We start from the raw sequence: 22,979 nt of genomic DNA on the forward strand, positions 1-22,979 counted from the left end.
GGAATCCTTTAGACATAGCACAGCCGGTTTGCGGCATCTGTGCTATGTTTTTTTGTTTTTTCTCGGTCGCAAAGAAAATAAATTGGTACAATAGAAAAAAAGGGGGAATGCAGCAAATGAAAATCGCATTGATTGCTCATGATCGAAAAAAGGATGTAATGGTAAAATTAGTGACTGCCTATCGAGAAATTTTAGCGCAGCACGAACTTTTTGCAACAGGAACTACGGGAAAGAGAATTGAAGAAGCAACCCAGTTGCCTGTCCACCGCTACAAATCAGGACCGCTGGGAGGAGATCAGCAAATTGGCGCCATGATTTCGCAAGATGATTTGGACATGGTGATCTTTTTGCGCGATCCTTTAGCCGCACAACCCCATGAACCAGATGTAACGGCATTGATTCGCTTGTCAGATGTATACGAGATTCCTTTAGCCACCAATATGGGAACGGCAGAAATCTTGCTGCGCGGGTTAGCAGCTGGCTTTGCTGATTTTCGACAAGTGATCCACGAAACGGACAATCGACCCTTGTCGTTATAGGGAGAACAAAATAATTGAAGAAAAAGGACGTGCAGAATTGAAAGCAATCTTAAAGGATTTTTTGACCTATGCAAAAATGAATACTCGCTCGGACGCGACGAGTCAGAGCATCCCAACGACGCCGGGACAAGTTGAGTCGGCTCTTTTATTGAAAGATCAGTTGATCGAGATGGGGGTAGCGGATGTTGCTTACTATGAAAAGAATAGTTTTGTGATCGGACGTCTACCTGGTAATCCTGAAAAAACGGCGATTGGCTTTATTGCCCATGTAGATACGGCAGATTTCGAAGCTGAAAATATTCAGCCGCAGATCCATGAAAATTACGATGGCAAGGATGTTTGTTTAAATAAAGAAAAAGCCATTTATATGACAACTGCTGAATTTCCGAACCTCAAAGACTATATTGGCGAAACGTTGATCACAACGGATGGAACGACCCTGCTGGGGGCAGATGATAAAGCTGGTATCGCAGAGATCATTGACGCGCTGCGCATCTTACAAACGATGGATGCGCATAAACGTGGCGATGTCTGGGTCGCTTTTGGTCCTGATGAAGAGATCGGGACTGGCGCTGATCGCTTTGATGCGGCGGATTTTCCAGTGGCATTTGCTTACACGATGGACAGTGGTCGTGTGGGGCATATGGAATATGAAACCTTTAATGCTGCTCGTATCGATATAACGATCGATGGTACGAGTGTGCATCCTGGGACTGCTTACGGTCGTTTGGTCAACGCCTTGAAAATCGCGCATCAAATCGACGATGCATTACCAGCAGAGGAAGTTCCTGAACGCACCCGCGGGTATGAAGGTTTTTACCTACTGCACAATTTGACGGGACATATTGGTCGAGCAGAAGTTTCTTATATCATTCGTGATCATGACCATGCGCTTTTTGAACAGCGAAAAGCCAACATCGTGGGGATCATTGACGAATTGAACACAGCCTATGGGCAAGAACGTATCAACTATACGCTGTATGACCAATATTACAATATGGGGGATTTGATCAAGAAAGATCCCCGCAGTATCGAAGCTGCCCGAGCAGGGATGCAAGCGATTGGCGTGACGCCGATCGAAGCGCCGTTTCGTGGCGGGACCGATGGCTCGAAAATCACCTATAAAGGCATTCCAACACCGAACTTATTTGTCGGTGGTGAAAACTTCCATGGCCAGTATGAATTTATTACTGTGGAAGCGATGGAAAAAGCCCGTGATTTGATCGTGGCGATCGTGGAACATGTAGGACAAGAGGACACCACTGTTTCCTAAGAGAATCGAGCGACACGCTAGACCCATGCGAAAGAGTCTAGCGTGTTTTTTTGTTTTGTTGCAGGGAAGAACCGCAAGTGAAAGAACCTTTTTTTTCTGGACCAAAACCCTTATAATAGAAAAGAAGCTAAAAGAGAAGAGGAAAAATGTGTGCGGGTATTATTCATTGGAGATGTAGTTGGTTCATTAGGAAGAGAAACGATCACGGAGTACCTTCCAAAATTAAAAAAGGTGTATCGACCACAGGTGACGATCGCAAACGGCGAGAATGCGGCGGCGGGTCGTGGGATCACTGGAAAAATCTATAAGAAATTTTTGCAAGATGGTGTCGATGTCGTGACATTAGGCAATCATACATGGGACAACCGGGACATTTTTGAATTTATTGGCGATGCGAAGAAAATGATTCGTCCAGCCAATTTTCCAGAAGGAACACCGGGCGTCGGCATGGTATTTGTGAAAGTCAACACCATTGAATTGGCGGTGATCAACATGCAAGCTCGCTCGTTCATGGTCGACCTTGATGATCCGTTTCGCAAAATGGATGAACTGGTTGCGATTGCCCGCAAACGTACACCGTTTATCTTTGTGGATTTTCATGGGGAAACCACCAGCGAAAAACAAGCGATGGGCTGGTATTTGGATGGCCGTGTTTCGGCAGTCGTCGGCACGCATACCCATGTCCAGACCAATGATGCGCGGATTTTGCCCCAAGGAACAGCTTATTTGTCAGATGTCGGCATGACTGGTCCTTATGATGGGATCTTGGGGATGAAACGCGAACCAGTCATTGAAAAATTTTTGACGGCGTTGCCGCAACGGTTTGAAGTGATTGAAAAAGGCCGCAGTATTTTGTCGGCTTGCTTGCTTGAGATTGATGAAGCCACTGGTAATGCAAAATCGATCCGTCCGATCCAAATCAGTGAAGATCGCCCGTTTACAGAATAGGAGAAGCATGGAAGAGCAATTAGTCAAAGAACCACACGTTGCCCAAGAGCTGGCTGCTTTGCAAAAGCTCTTGTCTGATCATCCGATCGTTCAAGAATTTCAAGAAATCCAAGCACGAGCCTTGCAAAACCAAGGGCTATTGGAGCTGGAAGAAGCGCTGAAGCAAGCGCAAAAAGAGATCGTTCAATTTGAGCATTATGAGAAACCCGAAGCAAAAAAAGCTGCCGAGCAGCGTTATGCGTCATTGACAAACGAATACGAGCAGCATCCTTTAGTGGTTGCTTATCGTCAAGCGTTACTGCAAGCAGATGAATTGCTGCAATATGTCACGACGGAGATCCAAAAGAAAATGAATAAAGCCATCGAGGAGGATGAAACCAATGCCTCAAAAAACTAAAAATACCCCGATGATGGAACAGTATTTAAGCATCAAGGCTCAGTACCAAGATGCTTTTTTATTCTATCGTTTAGGGGATTTCTATGAATTATTTAATGAGGATGCTGTCAAGGCAGCACAAATTTTAGAACTGACGTTAACCAGCCGCAACAAAAATGCGGAGGAACCGATCCCTATGTGTGGGGTGCCTTACCACGCCGCCAGCAATTACATCGACACCTTGATCGAGCAAGGCTACAAAGTAGCGATTTGTGAGCAAGTGGAAGATCCAAAAACCACCAAAGGAATGGTCAAACGCGAAGTCGTTCAACTAATCACGCCGGGAACGGTGATGGACAGTAAAGGCCTATCCGCCAAAGAAAACAACTTTTTGACAGCTGTTTTGCAGCAAGGGGAGCGTTTTGGCTTTGCCTATGTCGATCTAAGTACCGGTGAATTAAAAGCAGCGCAATTGGAAGATGAAGAAGCTGTCGTCAATGAGGCAGCCGCTCTCCAAACGAAAGAAGTCGTTTTGTGCAGCGAGATCCCTGAGTCATTGCAAACAACACTGACCAATCGCTTGAATGTCGTGTTTTCTAAGCAAGAAACGTTGGAAGAAAATGCCGAATTTCAATTTTTAACAGAACCTCTCTCCCAAGAGTTAGAAAAAGTAGTCACAGGGAAGTTGCTAAGTTATTTGGCGATCACCCAAAAACGCAGTTTAGCGCATATTCAACAAGCCGTGGAATATCAGCCCGATCATGCCTTGAAAATGGATCATTATTCCAAATTCAACTTAGAATTGACGCAGTCGATTCGAACTGGCAAAAAACAAGGGACTCTTTTGTGGTTGCTGGACGAGACAAAAACCGCAATGGGGGGACGTTTGTTAAAGCAATGGTTGGACCGTCCCTTGATCCAGCCAAAGAAAATCACTGCCCGCCAAGAAATGGTCCAATCGTTACTAGACAGTTTCTTTGAGCGAGCAGATCTGCAAGAAGCGCTGACGAAAGTCTATGACATGGAACGCTTAGTCGGACGGGTCGCCTTCGGAAATGTCAATGGCCGCGATTTGCTGCAGTTGAAATCTTCTTTGGAGCAAGTGCCTTTGATCGCGCAATTGCTGCAAGGCATCAACCGTGGCGAGTGGAATGACTTGCTGCTGGAATTAACGCCCCTAGATGATTTGGTTGCACTGATCGGTGCGGCGATCGATGAAGATGCCCCGTTGCAGATCACAGAAGGCAACATCATCAAAGATGGGTTCCATCAACAATTAGATGAATACCGTACAGCGATGCGTAACGGCAAGCAATGGCTGGCGGAATTAGAAGCCAACGAACGCCAAGCGACGGGGGTCAAAAACTTGAAAGTTGGGTTCAACCGCGTCTTTGGCTATTACATTGAGATCACGAAAGCCAATCTAGTGAATTTAGATACCTCTCGCTACGAGCGCAAGCAAACGTTAGCCAATGCGGAACGGTTTATTTCACCCGAGTTGAAAAAACTGGAGACTTTGATTTTAGAAGCCGAAGAGAAATCGGTGGATTTGGAATACCGCCTGTTTCTTGACGTTCGTGAAGAAGTGAAAAAGAGTATCACCCGTCTACAAAAGTTAGCCAAAGCCGTCAGTGCGGTCGATGTCTTACAAAGTTTCGCCACGGTTTCGGAACGTTACCAATACGTGCGGCCGACAGTAGCGAAAAAACGAGCGGTATCGATCATCGACGGCCGTCATCCTGTAGTGGAAAAAGTCCTTGGTCACCAAGAGTACATTCCGAATAGTATCGTGATGGATGAAGAAACAGAGATCCTGTTGATCACAGGACCAAATATGTCTGGGAAGAGTACGTACATGCGGCAGTTTGCCTTGCTAGTCATTATGGCGCAGATCGGCTGCTTCGTACCGGCACAATCTGCAGAGATGCCGATTTTCGATCGGATCTTTACTCGCATCGGTGCCAGCGATGATCTGATCGCCGGTCAAAGTACGTTTATGGTGGAGATGATGGAAGCCAACCAAGCGCTGCGTCATGCAACGCCTAACAGCTTGATTTTGTTTGATGAGTTAGGGCGTGGGACTGCGACCTATGATGGGATGGCATTGGCACAAGCCATCATTGAATATATCCACAAAGAAGTTCATGCCAAAACACTTTTCTCTACCCATTATCATGAGCTGACGGTTTTAGATGAGGAATTGGCACACTTGCGCAATGTCCATGTTGGTGCCGTTGAAAAAGAAGGCGAAGTCGTCTTCTTGCATAAGATGATGGAAGGGCCCGCAGATAAAAGCTATGGGATCCATGTAGCCAAAATCGCTGGACTGCCAAGTGCACTCTTACAGCGCGCAGCCACGATCTTAAAAGCGCTGGAAGAACATGAACCGACGGTACAGCCAAAACCAGTCGTCGAAGAAAGTCAGCAGTTGTCGTTGTTTAGCGAAGTATCTACGGAAGAAATCGGCGTTATCGATCAGTTGAAGAAATTGAATCTGTTGGAAATGACCCCGATGGATGCTCTGAATACATTGTACGAGCTGCAAAAACGAATTTAGAAAGAAGGTCAGCAGATGGGAAAGATCCAAGAGTTATCCGAACGTCTGGCGAACCAAATCGCGGCAGGAGAAGTCGTTGAGCGACCAGCTTCTGTCGTCAAAGAATTAGTTGAAAACGCCGTGGATGCCGGCAGTACCCAAATCGATATTTTTATTGAAGAAGCAGGCTTGCGTAAAATCCAGGTCATCGATAATGGCGAAGGAATTGCAGAAGAGGATGTCTTGACTGCCTTTAAACGCCACGCCACCAGTAAAATCCACAATCGAGATGACTTGTTTCGAATACGTACCCTCGGGTTTCGCGGGGAAGCTTTGCCTAGTATCGCTTCGGTTTCGATCCTCTCGATTGAAACGGCAGTCAAAGGCGCCCAACAAGGCTCCTTTGTGCGCTTAAAAGGCGGCGCTGTTGAAGAGCATTTGCCTGCCAACTTGCGGCAAGGAACCAAGATCACTGTGGAAAACCTCTTTTACAATACACCGGCACGCTTGAAATATGTCAAGACGCTGCAAACGGAACTAGCAAATATCGGCGATATCGTCAATCGGATCGCCCTAAGCCATCCAGAAGTGGCTTTTCGTCTCGTTCATGAAGGCAATAAGATGTTGAGCACCACTGGAAGTGGGCAGTTAAAACAAACCATCGCCGGGATCTACGGGGTGGAAACCGCCAAAAAAATGATCGCGATCGATACTGAGGACCTCGACTTTAAAGTCACTGGCTTTGTGTCACTGCCAGAAGTCACCCGAGCTAGCCGCAACTATTTATCCACGATCATCAATGGTCGTTATATTCGCAACTTTGCTTTGAATAAAGCGATCGTTGCTGGTTACGGGTCAAAATTGATGGTCGGTCGTTTTCCATTAGCTGTCCTTGAAATCAAAATGGATCCCTTATTAGTCGATGTCAATGTTCATCCGACTAAGCAAGAAGTTCGTTTGTCAAAAGAAGAAGAACTGACCAAACTAATCAGTAAAGCCATCAATGAGGCGCTGCGGGAAATCAATTTGATTCCTAACGCCGCTGACAATCTGCGGTTTAAGAAAAAAGTTGCCGATCAGCCAAAAGCCCAGCAGCTTGGCTTGGAACTGGAGTCAGCAGGAAATTCGACTTCTGGGTTGTCTTATAATCGCGAAACCGGGAAATTTGAGGTGCAGGGCAGTACTTATCAACAGGCTGTGGATAACTCTGTGGAAAAGCCTGTGGAGGAAGGTGGAAAACTTCCAGAAATGCCACAGGAATCTAGCGAAAACTTGTTGGAAGAAACTGAGGAAACCTTTCGCAGTTTGGAAGAGACGTTGCCAAATAAGCCTGTCCGAAAACCATTTGTGGAAGAACAGACGGAAACAAAAGCGCCGCTGCCAGAAGCGCCTGCCTTTCTTCCAGATGAGACGCCAGAGCTTACGGCGCAAGATCTGCAAAGTCAAGCGACTCTTCACCCGGAAATGCATGGGGATGACCGCAACTACCTGAAAACGGTCGAACGGTTGCTGGAAGAAGAACCAGCGAAGGAGCGTTTTCCCCAACTGGATTATTTTGGGCAGATGCATGGGACCTATTTGTTTGCCCAAAGCGAGGCGGGGCTATATATCGTCGACCAGCATGCGGCACAAGAACGAATCAAATATGAGTATTACCGCGAAAAAATCGGCGAAGTGACCAATGATCTACAAGAATTGTTAGTGCCGATCGTTTTGGATTATCCCAACAGCGATGCACTGCAATTGAAGGAACAAAGTGACAAGCTGGCAGAAGTCGGGATCCATCTGGAATCTTTTGGGACCAATAGTTTCATCGTCCGGGCGCACCCGACGTGGTATCCTAGCGGTGAAGAAGAAGCCATTATCCGCGAAATGATCGATATGTTATTGACCACAGGAAGTGTCAGTGTCAAAAAGTTTCGTGAAGCAACAGCGATCATGATGAGCTGCAAACGATCCATCAAAGCCAATCACTATTTGAATGAAGCACAAGCGCGAATCTTGTTGCAAGACTTAGCGAAATGCGAGAATCCCTTCAACTGTCCCCATGGTCGCCCGGTGCTGATCCATTTCACCAACAGCGACATGGAGCGGATGTTCAAACGAATTCAAGATCCTCATCGAGCAAGGAGTGGCATGGAATGATTATTTTGGCTTCACAGTCGCCGCGGCGCAAAGAATTATTAGCGGAGTTAGTCCCGGAATTTGCGGTCATACCAGCGGATATCGATGAGTCAGTCCGACCGAACGAAGCGGCGATCCCTTATGTCCAACGGATGGCAGCAGAAAAAGCGGCGGCTATTACGCAAGCATATCCTGAAGATCTGGTGATCGCGAGCGATACGACGGTCGTGGTGGATGAAGAAATCTTAGGAAAGCCAGTAGACCGTAAAGATGCTCGGTCGATGTTGCGAAAAATGAGCGGACGGACCCATTGGGTGCATACCGCCGTCGTTTTGCAAAAAGGCAAACAGCAACGCCAAGCAGTGGTTTCGACGGAAGTTGTGTTTCGTCCTTTGACGGATCAAGAGATCGACAAGTATCTTGTCTTAGATGAGTACCAAGACAAAGCGGGCGCCTATGGGATCCAAGGGGCGGCCAAAGTATTTGTCTCATCGATAACCGGCGATTTTTATACGATCGTAGGGTTTCCTGTCGCTACGGTCTATCAGTTGTTGCAAGAGTTTACGGAGGAGGAATAAGGATGGATGTTTCTGGTAGTTGTCTTTGCGGCAAAGTCACGATCAACTTGACGGGAGTTGCGAAAGAAATCACGGTTTGTCATTGTAGTCTCTGCCAGAAATTTCACGGCGGACCAATGTTCGCTCTTGCGCCATGCGCTGAGGACCAGATGGCTCTTCAAGGAGCGAAGTGGCTGCGACGTTACGATTCTTCTGAGTGGGCACAGCGAGGATTTTGCAGTCAATGCGGCTCGAGTCTGTTCTTTTACCTCAAAGAAACACACACCTATTTTTTTGCGGCTGGGTTATTTGGCAACTTGCCAGAAGCTGTCTTAACCGAAGAAATCTATACAAAAGACCAACCGCAGTTTTACCATTTTGCGGAACCAACGACTCGTTGGGAAAAGCTGCAAAACCCTTAAATAATTTGAGCAAGTCATTTTACATTCGCTAAGAAAAAAGGCATGATAGAGCATACAGGATGAGTCTAGAGGAAAAGCAGGTGAAAAAATGACAGATAAAAAAGAATTAAAAGAAAAATTGTCGCCGATCGAATATGCGGTGACCCAAGAAAATGCAACCGAACGCCCCTTTACTGGCGAGTATGATGATTTTTATGAAAAAGGGATCTATGTTGATATCGTCAACGGAGAACCATTGTTTGCTTCTACTGATAAATATGACGCTGGTTGTGGCTGGCCGTCCTTTTCGAAGCCGATCAGTCGCCAAGATATTCAAGAAAAAGCCGATTTTTCTCACGGCATGCATCGAGTAGAAGTCCGCAGCAAAGAAGCTGACTCTCATTTAGGACATGTTTTTTCAGACGGTCCTCAGGACAAAGGCGGTTTGCGCTATTGTATCAACTCGGCAGCATTGAAGTTCATCCCTTTGGCAGAAATGGATGAAAAAGGCTATGGCGAATTCAAATCACTCGTTGAGTAAGTATTAGGAACTGTGTGCGAAAAAAAGACGCAGCAGCATGTCTCGTTTGAAAAAATGCGACTGAAACAACGGTTTTTCCTCCGTTTGTTTCCTGCTAAGCCTTTTCCTTCGTTCACAGTCCTTTTTTTGCCCTCTCGTCTGTGCTACAATAAAGGGAACGTATGTACAGAAAGGAAAGCACATGTACGAATATATCATAGGAAAAGTAACGGATATCTTTCCGGCGTATATCGTCGTTGAGACCCATGGCATCGGCTATCAGATCGCTTTTGGCAATCCGTATTCATTTAGCGGCAAGTTGAACCAAGAAGTAAAAATCTATCTGCACCAAGTGATTCGTGAAGATGCCCATAGTCTCTACGGCTTTGCCACGATCGAAGGCAAGCAGTTGTTTTTAAAATTGATCAGTGTCTCAGGTATTGGACCAAAGAGTGCGTTAGCAATCATGGCCAATGAAGACCATACGGGGTTGATCACGGCAGTCGAAAATGGGGACGTCAACTATTTGACTAAGTTCCCAGGTGTCGGTAAAAAGACGGCGCAGCAAATGATCCTAGACTTGAAAGGCAAAGTGGCTGAACTGGTGGGAGAAGAAGCGATCGTTCCTCTAAGCGTGGCAACGACTGCTTTAGATGAAGCGATGGAAGCCTTGAAAGCATTGGGGTATAGCGAAAAAGAAGTCAAGAAAGCCGAAAAACAATTAGCGGCGAATACGACAAAATCGACGGATGAGTACTTGCGGGAAGCTCTCCGATTGATGATGAAAAAGTAAGGAGCAAGTAGACGATGGATGAACGAATTGTTTCGCCAGAAAGTACTGAACAAGAAGAGATCATCGAAAAATCCTTGCGTCCGCAAACCCTTGCCCAATATATCGGACAAGACAAAGTCAAGCAGGAGCTTTCGATTTATATCCAAGCGGCGAAAAATCGAGAAGAAGCGTTGGATCATGTCCTCTTATATGGTCCGCCAGGCTTAGGGAAAACGACGATGGCAATGGTGATCGCCAACGAGATGCAGGTGCAAATCAAGACGACCAGCGGTCCTGCGATCGAAAAACCAGGGGATTTGATTGCGATCTTGAATGAGCTACAGCCAGGGGATGTTCTGTTTATCGATGAGATCCATCGCTTGCCTCGTGTCGCCGAAGAAATGCTTTATTCGGCAATGGAAGATTTTTATGTGGATATCATGGTGGGGCAAGGGACAACGGCTCACCCAGTTCATTTTCCGCTTCCGCCATTTACCTTAGTCGGCGCAACGACGCGGGCGGGGATGCTCTCGGCACCACTACGGGATCGCTTCGGGATCATTTCGCATATGCAATATTATGAAGACCATGATTTAAAAGAGATCGTGCAGCGGACTGCGTCCATCTTTGAAACGGATATCGTGGAAGAAGGGGCGATCGAAATCGCCCGTCGGTCCCGAGGCACCCCGCGGATCGCCAACCGGTTGCTTAAACGAGTTCGCGATTATGCGCAAGTGCAAGCAGATGGCTTGATCGATCGCACCGTTGCTGATCAGGCATTGGCGCTTTTGGCAGTCGATCATGCTGGCTTGGATTATATCGATCAGAAATTGATTCGGACGATGATCGAATTGTATCAAGGCGGCCCGGTGGGATTAAGTACGATCGCTGTCAATATCGGGGAAGAAACCGAAACAGTGGAAGATATGTACGAACCGTTTTTGATCCAAAAAGGATTTTTGAAACGGACCTCACGTGGGCGGATCGCAACACCGTTAGCGTATGACCATTTTGGCTATCCGCAAAGAAGCGAATAGAAGGAAGCGGCAATCAGCAATGATTGCTGCTTTTTTGTGCATTTGGTGAAACGTTTCTTTTTATTTTTTAATAATTTCTGAGGAGTAATCGATGTTGGGAAAATGTGATATTTGTGAAATTTGATTAATTAGAAGTTCTTAGGGAAATAATTTCATCTTAAAACATTGATATAAAAGCTTTTATATTTGTGAGGAACCCAACAAGATTTGTGAAAAAAGAAAAGCTGAAAAAAATAATTGGAAAGGCTTGCATTTTCGAATGGCAGCGGATATAATCTTTTTGTAGAAACGTTTCACCGAAGTGTGGAGATATACGTAGTGTTACGAGGATAGAAAGAAGGAGATTTTGTGTATGAGTAAACTGCAAAAGTTTTATAGTCAACGGCAGCTTCACTGGATGGTTTTTCCCGGCGTGGCATTTATGATCGTATTTAATTATATTCCGATCTACGGAATTATAATCGCTTTCAAAAACTATACGGTGATTGACACGATTTCATCAGCACCATGGGTCGGGTTAGAGAATTTCCGTATCATTATGAATGACAGTTTTTTCTGGGAAGCGGTTAGAAATACGTTAGCCATCAGCTTATTGAAATTAGGATTAGGTTTTGCGATCCCGATTGTGTTAGCCATTATGATTTTTGAAATGCAAGATGGCCGCTTGAAGAAATTTATTCAAACGGTTTCATACATTCCCCATTTTTTCTCATGGATCGTGCTAGGTGGGATGATGATTTCTTGGCTGTCAACGAACGGCTTTATCAACCAAGTGCTGATGTCTGTAGGATTGATGGACAAAGGGGTCAATCATCTATTGGATCCAAGCAAATATTGGTGGATCGCGGTCCTTTCTGATCTATGGAAAGAAGTCGGCTGGGGAACGATCCTTTACTTGGCAGGGATGTCGCGGATCGATCCAACGTTTTATGAAGCCGCACGAATCGATGGTGCCAGCAAGCTAAGACAGATTCGCTCGATCACATTGCCATTACTGACACCGATCATCTCCTTAAACTTGATTCTGAATGTGAGCGGTATCTTAGGGTCAAACCTAGATCAAACATTAGTTTTGATGAATTCACAGAACCAAAACCGTTCAGAAGTCATCAACTCCTTTGTTTATAAAATGGGGTTGACGCAAGGTGATTTCTCTTATGCAACTGCTGTCGGCTTGGGGATCGCGGTCATTTCCGTCATCTTATTGGTGATCACGGATCGAGTGACCCGCAAGTTGAACAACGGCAATTCAGTTATCTTATAGGAGGAAAAAACATGATCAAAAGAAAAGCAAAAGAAAACACATGGTTTTACTTCTTCAATACCGTGATCTTGATTTTATTCTCATTGATGATCATCGTACCGATTTGGAATATCTTGGTTTCCTCCGTGTCTTCTAGTTCTGGATTAGCGGGCAACGGCCTCGTGTTATGGCCCAAAGGCTTTACCTGGGAAAACTATCGGAAAGTTTTTTCCGACGCAAGTATCCCTCGTGCCTTCTTGATCTCAGTGTTAAAAACGGTTCTTGGGGCTGCGACCCATACCTTGTTTTGTGCGATCGTGGCTTACGGATTGAGTAAATCACGCTTGGTTGGCCGCAACATCTATACAACGATGGGGGTCATAACCATGTACTTCAGTGGTGGGATGATTCCAACGTACTTGCTGATTCGCTCGCTAGGATTACTGGATTCTTTCTGGGTCTACATTATTCCAGCTTTGTTCAGCTATTATGATGTCGTGATTTTAATGAACTTTTTCCGTGAGATTCCGCCTTCACTCGAAGAATCGGCGAAGATCGACGGTGCAAGTGAATTCCAAATCTTCTATAAAATCTTCTTACCATTAACGAAACCGGCCTTGGCAACCATCATCTTGTTCAACGGGGTTGGCCAATGGAATGATTTTATGACGACAAAACTGTATATCACAAAAGAGTATCTCTATCCGCTGCAAATGAAGATTTATGAAATCATCGTCCAATCCAACTTGAGTACGATGACTGAAAGCGGTAGTACTGACTTTATCGTCCAAGCAACGACCCGTGGGGTTCAGTTGGCTACGATCGTCATCACGACAGTGCCAATTTTAATTATATATCCATTGCTTCAAAAACACTTTATCGGCGGTATGATGGCCGGTGCAGTAAAAGAATAGAAAGAGGGATAGACATGAAAAAAGTAGTAGGCGGTTTATTGGCAGCATCAGCATTACTCAGCTTAGCAGCATGTGGCGGCAGCTCAGACAATGCCAGCAGTTCGGATTTTTCTATCAAAGATCGGTATGAGTTAGATGAAAAGACACCAGCATGGAAACTCGATACCAAAGAAGAACCAACCAAGATCACATGGTACATCAATTCAGACTGGACAGCTTTGCCATTTGGTGAAGATGTGACGACAGCCCAAATCAAAAAAGATTTGAACATTGATATTGAATTTATTTCAGGGGATGATTCGAAATTAAATGCCTTGATTTCAAGTGGTGATATGCCTGATATCGTGACGTTGATGGATAAAACCAGTCAAGCAGCCACAAAAGCTGATAGCTGGGCATACTCATTAAACGATTTAGCGGAACAATACGATCCGTATTTGATGAATGTCGTGACCGAAGATACCTTCAAATGGTTTGCTTTAGATGATGGCAAAACTTATGGCTATCCAAACTATTCCAACACTGCAGCGGACTACGAAAGCGGCAATATTCCCGTCAACGACAACTTTGTGATCCGTGAAGATGTCTATGAAGCATTAGGCAAACCAGATGTTTCGACTCCAGAAAACTATGTGAAAGTCATGAAAGAAATCAGCGAGAAATTCCCTGATTTGACACCGATGGGCTTCACAACGATCGGCGAAACAGCAGGACCATTCTTAGATAAATTGCAAGATTTCTTAGGTGTTCCATTAGAAGATGAAGATGGTGCTTTCTACGACCGTAACTTAGATGAAGAATATATCTCATGGTTGAAAACCTTCAATCAAGTGTATCGTGACGGCAACATCAGTGATGACAGCTTTACTGATGACGGCCCAACCTATGATGAAAAAGTAAAACAAGGGGACTATGCAACGATCTTAGTCGCAGGAACGAGTGGACAAGGTGGGAACTTCACTGAATTCATGAAAAACTCTGACACACGCTACATCGCAATCGATGGCCCTGCCAGCACGTCTGGTCGTGAAGCAACCTTGAACCAAACAGGAATCTCTGGCTGGTTGATCAACTACATCACAAAAGATGCAGCGGATCCAGCAAAAGTAACCCAACTCTTCACGTACTTGATCGATGAACCAGGACAAATTTTGACAAAATTCGGTGTTGAAGGCGTGACGTATGAATACAACGATGAAGGCAAAATCGATTACTTGCCAGAAATCAAAGAAATGGAACAAACCGACAACGAAGGCTACAACAAAAAATATGGTATCAGCCGTTTCAACTACTTTAACAATGACCGTGTCAATGCACTGAAAGTCAAAACCGAAAATGCGTTGACTCAAATGCAAGAATGGGGCGAAGGCAAATTGTATCCACACTTTGTGATCGAAAATACGGATCCAGATGCCGGAACTGCTGAAGCACGTTCAAACACAGCCATCAAAACCAAAATCAACAGCACGATCATCTCATTGATCCGTTCAAAAGATGAAGGAACATTTGACAGCACACTAACCGACTTTGAAAGCTTCTTAGATTCAAACAACTGGGATGCAATCAAAGACATTAAAACTGAAAAAATGGCCGAAAACCGCGAACGACTAAAATAACCCCCATAGGAGAGGAAAGGAAGCCAAAAAAAAGACCTTTCCTCTCCTTTGCTTTGAAACACAGGTTTTGCGCGCACTTTGCGCAAAATCTGATGTTTCAAAGTACTAGGCGACCGCAGGGAGCGTAGTGACCAACCAAAGAAACACAGGTTTTGCGCACACTTTGCGCAAAATCTGATGTTTCAAAGTACTAGGCGACCTTAGGGAGCGTAGTGACCGTACAAAGAATCACTGCGATTGGCTCACTGAGTGAGACCTGCAACCCAGAAAACTGTACGTTGAGAAACGACCCAAAATCACAAGAAGGTAAGAAACAGGTTTACGCAGCACCCGCAGCACAAATCAGCAAGTTTTGATTGGAGGATCATAATGAATCGACTATTTTCTTATGAAGGATGGTACTATCGGGTCTTTGCTTTTTTAGCAGATATGATCATTGTTAGTTTTCTCTTTATGATTCCAGCAATGACGCTGATTCTCGCAGGACCAGCATTGATCGCGCTGTATCAGACGATCGATCAATTGTACAAGGAACGGGATGTCCCGATTTGGCAGCGATACAAGCAAGCATTCTTAAGCAACCTCAAACGTGGGCTCTTCTTAGAAGGTCTTGTTATTGCGTATGTCGCAGTCTTTGCTGGGTTGATCTATTCCTTGATGATGATTACACCTTACTTTGGCGTTTTAGCCGTGATCCTCGTCAGCTTGGCTGCGCTGTATCTCGTCGTGTTCATTCTCTTGTACAGCTTGTTTGCCCAATCATTGCAAGAAACAGCGAAAGAAACGGCGTATGCGGTTCTTAGCAGTACGGCGAATGCGATCATTTTATTGGTGATCCCAATCATTGTTTTTGTATTGTGCAGCAAAGTGAACCTATTCTTATTTGTTTGTTTAGGGATCTCAGGCTCAGCCTTTATCCAAGTGTTGTTTTTCAATAAAGTATTAGCGAAGGGGGAAGAGACAAATGACTGAATCCACAGCGACTGATCGATCCTGTTTTTGGGCTTCGGTCCAACAAGAACTTGACGCCCTTCCGCTAGCCTTTGAAAGAACCAAACAAGCACCTTTGCTAAAAGGGATCGATTGTTTTACGATTTCTTTTCAAAGTCTTGGTAATGAAACGATCTATGGGCATCTGCTGCTGCCAGAACAAGCGGCAGATTGTCCAATCGTGATTGATTTTTTAGGCTATATGAATCATGTGCAAGAACCGTTCCAATTCGCTTATTGGTTATTGATCGGCTGCGGCTGTCTTGTCATCGACAATCGCGGACAAGGAGGACGCACGAAAGATCAAGTTCCTTATGAAACCACGCAGCATGAAGCACCTTTTGGACGCGGCATCTTGAAAAAAGAAGATTTTTATATGAAGCGATTGGTCGCAGATAGTCTGCGCACACTAGAAGTCCTTCAACAGATTCCGGAAATCGATCCGCAGCGCATTATTTTAAGAGGCGGCTCACAAGGAGGCGGCATCGCCTTATTAGTCAACGCATTAACGAACGTCCCGATTTTTGCGACGTTTGCCGATGTGCCAAGCCACTCCAATCTTGTCCATCGGATCGAACAAAAAACAGGAAGTTACCAGGTGATCCAAGAGTATATCGAACAATTTCCAGAAACGCGGGAAACGATCTATCAAGTCATGAGTTATTTTGATTTGAAGTATTTTGCTCATCAGATAACTGGTCCTGTTTATACATCGGTCGGCAGTGCTGATCCGATCTGCCCCATGGAAGATTTCTTCGTTTCCTATAAAAAGATTCCTGGACCGAAAGAATTGCGTATTTACTTAAATAAAGGGCATGGCGGCGGCGAAGCGAAACAAATCCGTCGTGAAATGCAGCAAATCACAAAATTACTCAAAGGAAATGAATGAAGATGAAAGTAGCAACCTACAATCTACGAGTCGATACCGACTATGACCAAGAATGGCAATGGCACTATCGATCGGAGGTGGTCTGCTCCTTGATCGATTACTACGACTGGGATGTTCTGGCGATCCAAGAAGCCCGACCTAGTCAATTTGCAGATTTAGCAAAGCTAGCGCAGTATGCTTCCGTCACGGCTGAACGTGACGGTGATGGCTTAGGCGAAGGCATCGGACTGTATTATCAAAAAGATACTTTCGAGTTATTAGCTTCAGGTTCGTTTTGGTTGTCATTGACACCGACTGAACCAAGTATTCATCCAGAAGCTGCGTATTCACGCTTATGTGTTTGGGCAGTCTTACAGGAAAAAAAGAATCCGCCGTTTCTTGTCATCACGACCCATTTAGATAATATTTCAGAAATGGCTCGTTTTGAAGGGATGAAAGTGATCTTTGAGCAGCTGGCAGATCAGATCGAACGCTACCCTGTATTACTAATGGGCGACTTGAATGCGGAGCCAACCGAGCGGGTGCATCGGTACTTAGAGCGGCATTTTCGAAATGCCAAAGAACACGGACAAAAGCCGCATCACGGACCCAAAGGCTCCTATCAAAATTTTATTTATACGTTACCATGGCAAGAATTAGAAGAAATTGATTATATCTATACGAAAGGCTTCACGGTGGTCAAAACCGCCTGTCTAACGGATTCTTGTGATCGTCGTTTTCCCTCCGATCATTTCCCTTTAGAAGCAGAAGTCCAATTTGAAGAAAGCAAAGGATGAATAAAAATGGAACAGCAGAAATTAACCGAACTACTTTCAGAAATGACCTTAGATGAAAAAATCGATCAGTTGCTGCAACTGGCAGCGGCTTTTTATTCAGATAAAGCAGAAGAGAAAACCGGCCCAATGGGCGACTTAGGACTGACACAAGAGAACATCAACAATGCGGGAACAACGCTAGGTGTTTCTGGTGCGAAAGAAGCGATCCGCGTCCAAAAAGAGTATATCGCCAATAACCGCTTGAATATCCCGACGATATTGATGGCGGATATCATTCACGGCTTTCGGACGATTTTCCCGATTCCATTAGGATTAGGCAGTTCATGGGATTTGGCAGCAGCGGAGAAGATGGCGGAAGTATCTGCCAAAGAAGCAGCTGTTTCTGGCTTGCATGTGACCTTTTCACCGATGGTGGACTTAGTAAGAGACCCACGATGGGGCCGTGTCATGGAATCGACAGGGGAAGATCCTTACTTGAACAGTCGCTTCGCTGAAGCCTTTGTCAAAGGCTATCAAGGGGATGATCTGCGAACGGATTTCAACCGCCTGGCTGCGTGCGTCAAACATTTTGCGGCTTACGGTGCGGCTATCGGCGGTCGCGACTACAACACGGTCAATATGTCAGAACGCCAACTGCGAGAAAGTTATTTGCCAGGCTATAAAGCAGCCCTTGATGCTGGTGCCAAGCTGGTGATGACCTCCTTTAATACGGTAGACGGCATTCCAGCCACGGCCAATCGCTGGCTTTTCCGTGATGTTTTGCGAGAAGAATTCGGGTTTGAAGGCGTTGTGATCTCTGACTGGGCAGCAATCAAAGAAGTGATCGCTCATGGCGCAGCGGAGGATGAAAAACATGCCGCTGAACTAGCCATCAAAGCTGGGGTCGATATCGAGATGATGACGACTTGCTACACCGATAACTTGAAAGAGTTGATCGCAGAAGGCACCGTTGAGGAAGCCTTAGTCGATGAAGCGGTGCTAAGAATCTTGACCTTAAAAAATGAGCTGGGGCTATTTGAAAATCCATACCGCGGCGCTGATGAAGCCGCTGAAGCAGCCACTGTTTTGTCTCAAGAACACCGAGAGATCGCCAGCGATATTGCAAAGAAATCAATGGTGTTGTTGAAAAATGAAGGTGTCTTGCCGTTGCAGAAAACCGAAAAAGTGGCGATCGTGGGCCCAGGTGCTCACTCCCGTGATCTATTAGGGGCTTGGTCTTGGCAAGGGAAACAAGAAGAAGTAGTGACTTTAGTGGAGGGTGCTCAAGCCTTGGGTGCAGATCTGTTGATCGGTCAAGAACCCTTTGATTATTTTGCACCATCTGAAGCGGCGATCCAAGAAGCGATCGAATTAGTGAAGGCAGCCGATAAAGTAGTCCTAGCACTAGGGGAGCAGGAATGGATGAGCGGCGAAGCTGCCAGCCGCAGCGACATTCGCTTGCCGCAAGCGCAATTGTCCTTGGTTGAAACCTTGAAAGAATACAACGAGCAATTGATCGTAACTCTTTATAACGGTCGTCCTCTTGATTTGCAAGGTGTGGATGCAGCCAAAGCAATCGTCGAGGCTTGGTTCCCTGGAACCGAAGGCGGAAACGCACTTGCTCAGATCCTATGGGGAGAATACAATCCAAGCGGCCGCTTGAGTATGTCATTCCCAGAAACCGTTGGACAAGTCCCTGTGTATTACAACGTTGACAATACCGGTCGTCCTTATGAAAGTGCACCGGATGAAAAATATGTCTCAAAATATTTGGATGTCTCCAATTATGCCAAATATCCATTTGGGTTTGGCTTGAGCTATAGCCCAGTTGCGTATTCTGCGGTGACGTTGGATCAGCCAACTATGACCAAAGATCAAACGGTCACGGCTTCCATCACTGTTACCAACCAAGGAATAGCAGCGGTCTGGGAAACGGTCCAATGCTACATTCGCGATTTAGTCGGTGAAGTGGTTCGCCCAGTGAAAGAACTGAAAGGCTTTAAGAAAATTTGGCTAGAGGCTGGCGAATCAGCAACCGTTCAATTTGAGATCACGGAAGAACTGCTGCGCTATGTTCACAGCAACCAACAAGCAAGCAGTGATCCAGGGAAATTCCACATCATGATTGGTGGGAACAGCCGAGACACCCAACAAACAACCCTGCAATTAGTTAGGTAAGATAGGAAGGTTTCTATGACGAAAAAAATAGTGATGAATAATGCAAATACGACCGTGACGTTTTTACCAAACGGTGATTTATATGAGATCAAAAGTCACGGTGTGATGATCAATCAGTTGAACGGAAATGCGCTAGATGGTAGTTTAAATCAAATCTATCTACGACTGCGTGAAGCGGGGGAATTGTCCTTTATTCCCTTGATCGGTTCAAATGCCGACAGTGCCTTTGCCTACTCAGACAAACAGCTGACCTGGACTGGGACGTATCAGTCCATCAATTACCAAGTTGATTTCCAATTGGCACAAGATTGCTGGTTCTGGCGGGTTCAATTGAGTGGTTCTGGGGAAGCGGAACTGGTTTACGGACAAGATCTTGGCAATGCCGCCAAAGGGGCTGTTCAATCCAATGAAGCCTATGTTTCGCAATATATCGACCATCATGTTAGCCATGATAAGGATCGCATCGTGCTTTCTTCGCGTCAAAATCAACCACAAAATGGTCAATTTCCACTGGTGGAACAAGGCAGCTTCCAAGCCTTAAAAGGCTTCTCGACGGATGGCTATCAATTTTTCGGTCGCAGCTACAAAGAAACAAATCAACCAGCTGCACTTAGCCAAGAAACGTTAGCCAATGAAGTGTATCAATACGAATTTGCCTATACGGCACTACAAACGCAATGGTTGACGGTAAGTGAGACGCCTACGGAAATCGTTTTTTACGCAGCGGTCAAAGCCAATCAAGCGACGGCAGTCAATGAACCGCAGTTTGCACTTGAAACGTTGAAAGAAACGTATCAAGCCTTGTCCTTCGACTCGTTGCAAGCAACGGCGCAGCCACGAAAAAACTTTGGTCAACCGCTCACAGGGCTGACATTTACCACGGAAGAAATCAACGAGCGATTTCCTCAGCAAGAAGCAGTGGAAATCGTTGACGAACAGCTGTATTCCTTTTTTACCCCTGACTATCACCATGTCGTGTTGAAGGAAAAGGAAGCACAGATGGAACGCTCCCATGGACATATTTTGATGAGCGGACAAGATCTGATCGTCGATCAACCCATTTTGAGCACGACCGTTTACATGACGGGGATGTTTAACTCCCAAATCGTATTAGGCAATACGAACATGAATAAATTGTTGAGCAATAGCCGCAACTCATTGAATCTTTTCAAACGTTCCGGTCAGCGGATCTATTTGAAAGACGGCGATCAATGGCGGATTTTAACGATGCCATCTGCCTTTGAAATGGGCTTGAATTCGGCGACGTGGTACTACAAAACAGCCGATGATGTCATTCAAGTAACGACCTTCACGAAAGCAAATGGACGCACGATTGCAACCACCATCACTAGTGAACAAGGTCGTGACTACACCTGGGCCATCACTAATCAATTTGTGATGGGGATCGATGAAGCTGCACCGACTGCTACCATTTCCCAAGATCAACAATTGCTCACCATCAAAGGAACAGCGGATTCACCGATTGCGGAAACTTATCCAGAATTGACGTATTATCTCTATGCGGCTCAACCTTTTGAACTGACCGATGAAACGATTTTCAATGTGGCAGCCGACGATAGCACGACCGTATTGACCTTTGCAGAACAGGCGACGGTTTCCTTCGTGATCCAAGGCACACTGACTGGTGAACCCTTTGTTTCCGAAACGTTAGATCGCCAGCAAGAAGATACTGCCTATACGGCCTTTGTCGATGATTTGTTGAATCAGTTTGAATTGAAACATTCGCAGGCGGACGTTACATCCTTCAATCACTTGGCACGTTGGTACACCCACAATATGCTTGTTCATTACCTGTCTCCTCATGGTCTTGAACAGTACGGTGGTGCTGCTTGGGGGACTCGAGACGTTTCCCAAGGACCGACTGAGTATTTCTTAGCACTTAATCGTCCTGAAATGGTGGCGTCCATCATCGAGCATTTGTTTGAAAATCAATTTGCAGATGACGGCAACTGGCCACAATGGTTTATGTTTGATCGCTATGAGAAACAAAAAGCCGATGAGAGCCACGGAGATGTGATCGTCTGGCCAATGAAAGTCGTTAGTGACTATCTCGAAAAAACCAAAGATTTCGCGATTTTGGAAAAAGAACTGCCTTATACGGATCGCGCAACCTTCTTGAAAACCAAGACCAAAGCTTCGTTGTTTGATCATTTGAAAAAAGAAGTGGCGTATATCGAAGCGAACTTCTTGGAAGGAACGTACCTGTCTTGTTATGGTGATGGCGATTGGGATGACACCTTGCAGCCAAATAACAGTAAGTTGAAGAAACAAATGGCCAGCAGCTGGACCGTTGCCTTGACCTATGAAGTATTGAAAAAATTGGCCAGCCAGTTGCAGTCGGTTGACCCAGAGTATGCCAAACATTTAACAGAACTGTCTGCGGGCATCAAACACGACTTTGAAAAATACATGTTAGCTGATGGCACTTTGCCAGGATTTGTCTATATGGAAGATAGCGAGCACGTGGAACTGATGGTCCATCCGACTGACAAGAAAACCGGTATCCAATACCGCTTGCTGCCGATGCAGCAAAGCATGATCGGTGAGCTGTTATCTCCCGAACAAGCCGATCATCATGTGGCGATCATCAAGGAGCATTTGCAATTTCCAGATGGGGTGCGTTTGATGAATCGTCCAGCGACTTATGCGGGTGGTGTCAGCACCAATTTCAAGCGAGCAGAACAAGCAGCCAACTTTGGACGAGAAATCGGTTTGCAGTACGTTCACGCCCACATCCGCTTTACCGAAGCGATGGCGAAATTAGGTCGTGAAGAAGAGACTTGGCAAGCGCTTGGGGTCATCAATCCGATCCAGATCGCTCAACGGGTCGAAAACGCGGAGATCCGTCAAGCAAATGCGTATTTCAGCAGTTCTGATGGCGATTTCAAAACAAGGGTTGAAGCCCAAGAAAATTTTGGTAAACTTAAGGAGGCAGCAGTCGGCGTCAAAGGCGGCTGGCGCATCTATTCTAGTGGTCCAGGGATCTATATGAATCAGTTGATCAGCAATGTGTTAGGCATTCGTACCTTTGTTGATCATGTTGAACTTGATCCTGTCTTGCCAGCGGAATTAGCAGGATTGACTCTGACATATCGACTCTTTGATCGGCCGGTCGAAATCGTCTATCATTCGGCAAGTACGCCGAAAGTATTGATCAACGGGGAAGAAATGTCCACTGAGTTTGCGGAAAACCGCTACCGTCAAGGTGCGTTTGTCCTGAAGAAAGCAGCGCTTTGCGCCCAATTAAACGAAAACCAAACCAATACGATCGATATCTATCGTTAAGAAAG

Annotated in this window: 19 protein-coding genes; all 19 read left to right on the plus strand. The window is 45.5% G+C overall.

Annotation, left to right across the window (positions count from 1 at the left end):
• The first annotated feature begins 116 nt into the window (after positions 1-116).
• The 19 genes from ENLAB_RS10895 (at position 117) to ENLAB_RS10985 (ending at position 22,974) form a co-directional block, all read left to right on the plus strand.
• Entirely contained in the window at positions 117-539 is a 423-nt protein-coding gene (locus ENLAB_RS10895; protein WP_008376307.1) for a methylglyoxal synthase, read from the plus strand.
• Between the two features lie 37 nt (positions 540-576).
• Complete coding sequence (gene pepT / locus ENLAB_RS10900) at positions 577-1,812, plus strand: peptidase T (RefSeq protein WP_244351091.1); 1,236 nt, start codon at positions 577-579, stop codon at positions 1,810-1,812.
• Positions 1,813-1,962: 150 nt separating this feature from the next.
• Positions 1,963-2,760 carry a TIGR00282 family metallophosphoesterase gene (locus tag ENLAB_RS10905; RefSeq protein ID WP_244351093.1) on the plus strand — a complete coding sequence of 266 codons (798 nt, stop codon included), beginning with the start codon at positions 1,963-1,965 and terminating at the stop codon, positions 2,758-2,760.
• A 7-nt stretch (positions 2,761-2,767) separates the two neighbouring features.
• Positions 2,768-3,157, plus strand: a complete 390-nt coding sequence (locus ENLAB_RS10910) for a YlbF family regulator (RefSeq protein ID WP_005227164.1) — start codon at positions 2,768-2,770, stop codon at positions 3,155-3,157.
• The gene (gene mutS / locus ENLAB_RS10915; protein ID WP_244351102.1) at positions 3,141-5,693 is read left to right on the plus strand and encodes a DNA mismatch repair protein MutS; all 2,553 of its coding nucleotides are present in this window, start codon (positions 3,141-3,143) and stop codon (positions 5,691-5,693) included. Before ENLAB_RS10910 ends, mutS begins: the two co-directional genes overlap by 17 nt.
• Before the next feature lie 15 nt (positions 5,694-5,708).
• Positions 5,709-7,817: a DNA mismatch repair endonuclease MutL gene (mutL, locus tag ENLAB_RS10920; protein WP_244351105.1), complete on the plus strand. Its 2,109-nt coding sequence runs from the start codon at positions 5,709-5,711 to the stop codon at positions 7,815-7,817.
• Positions 7,814-8,374, plus strand: coding sequence for a Maf family protein (locus tag ENLAB_RS10925; RefSeq protein ID WP_077453872.1), 561 nt, complete (start codon positions 7,814-7,816; stop codon positions 8,372-8,374). Before mutL ends, ENLAB_RS10925 begins: the two co-directional genes overlap by 4 nt.
• 2 nt (positions 8,375-8,376) lie before the next feature.
• The gene (locus ENLAB_RS10930) at positions 8,377-8,775 is read left to right on the plus strand and encodes a GFA family protein (protein WP_086293818.1); all 399 of its coding nucleotides are present in this window, start codon (positions 8,377-8,379) and stop codon (positions 8,773-8,775) included.
• Between the two features lie 88 nt (positions 8,776-8,863).
• Positions 8,864-9,295 (plus strand): peptide-methionine (R)-S-oxide reductase MsrB, encoded by a 432-nt coding sequence (gene msrB / locus ENLAB_RS10935; RefSeq protein ID WP_008376288.1) that lies wholly within the window; start codon positions 8,864-8,866, stop codon positions 9,293-9,295.
• Positions 9,296-9,476: 181 nt separating this feature from the next.
• On the plus strand, positions 9,477-10,067 hold the full coding sequence (gene ruvA / locus ENLAB_RS10940) for a Holliday junction branch migration protein RuvA (protein WP_005232405.1): 591 nt from the start codon (positions 9,477-9,479) through the stop codon (positions 10,065-10,067).
• Between the two features lie 14 nt (positions 10,068-10,081).
• Positions 10,082-11,083, plus strand: coding sequence for a Holliday junction branch migration DNA helicase RuvB (gene ruvB, locus ENLAB_RS10945; RefSeq protein ID WP_005227171.1), 1,002 nt, complete (start codon positions 10,082-10,084; stop codon positions 11,081-11,083).
• 352 nt (positions 11,084-11,435) lie between these two features.
• Positions 11,436-12,347: an ABC transporter permease gene (locus ENLAB_RS10950; protein WP_005232388.1), complete on the plus strand. Its 912-nt coding sequence runs from the start codon at positions 11,436-11,438 to the stop codon at positions 12,345-12,347.
• Between the two features lie 11 nt (positions 12,348-12,358).
• Positions 12,359-13,240, plus strand: coding sequence for a carbohydrate ABC transporter permease (locus ENLAB_RS10955; RefSeq protein WP_005227173.1), 882 nt, complete (start codon positions 12,359-12,361; stop codon positions 13,238-13,240).
• Between the two features lie 14 nt (positions 13,241-13,254).
• Positions 13,255-14,856: a type 2 periplasmic-binding domain-containing protein gene (locus tag ENLAB_RS10960; RefSeq protein WP_005227174.1), complete on the plus strand. Its 1,602-nt coding sequence runs from the start codon at positions 13,255-13,257 to the stop codon at positions 14,854-14,856.
• 369 nt (positions 14,857-15,225) lie between these two features.
• The gene (locus ENLAB_RS10965; protein WP_081118867.1) at positions 15,226-15,828 is read left to right on the plus strand and encodes a DUF624 domain-containing protein; all 603 of its coding nucleotides are present in this window, start codon (positions 15,226-15,228) and stop codon (positions 15,826-15,828) included.
• Entirely contained in the window at positions 15,821-16,735 is a 915-nt protein-coding gene (locus tag ENLAB_RS10970; protein ID WP_244351108.1) for an acetylxylan esterase, read from the plus strand. Before ENLAB_RS10965 ends, ENLAB_RS10970 begins: the two co-directional genes overlap by 8 nt.
• Positions 16,732-17,511 (plus strand): endonuclease/exonuclease/phosphatase family protein, encoded by a 780-nt coding sequence (locus ENLAB_RS10975; protein WP_081118869.1) that lies wholly within the window; start codon positions 16,732-16,734, stop codon positions 17,509-17,511. The genes ENLAB_RS10970 and ENLAB_RS10975 overlap by 4 nt, the downstream gene beginning before the upstream one ends.
• A 6-nt stretch (positions 17,512-17,517) precedes the next feature.
• Positions 17,518-19,668, plus strand: a complete 2,151-nt coding sequence (locus ENLAB_RS10980) for a glycoside hydrolase family 3 N-terminal domain-containing protein (RefSeq protein ID WP_244351110.1) — start codon at positions 17,518-17,520, stop codon at positions 19,666-19,668.
• Positions 19,669-19,683: 15 nt separating this feature from the next.
• On the plus strand, positions 19,684-22,974 hold the full coding sequence (locus ENLAB_RS10985) for a GH36-type glycosyl hydrolase domain-containing protein (RefSeq protein WP_244351112.1): 3,291 nt from the start codon (positions 19,684-19,686) through the stop codon (positions 22,972-22,974).
• Positions 22,975-22,979 lie beyond the last annotated feature (5 nt).

The organism is Enterococcus innesii, from assembly GCF_022846515.1.
GTDB lineage: Bacteria > Bacillota > Bacilli > Lactobacillales > Enterococcaceae > Enterococcus_D > Enterococcus_D innesii.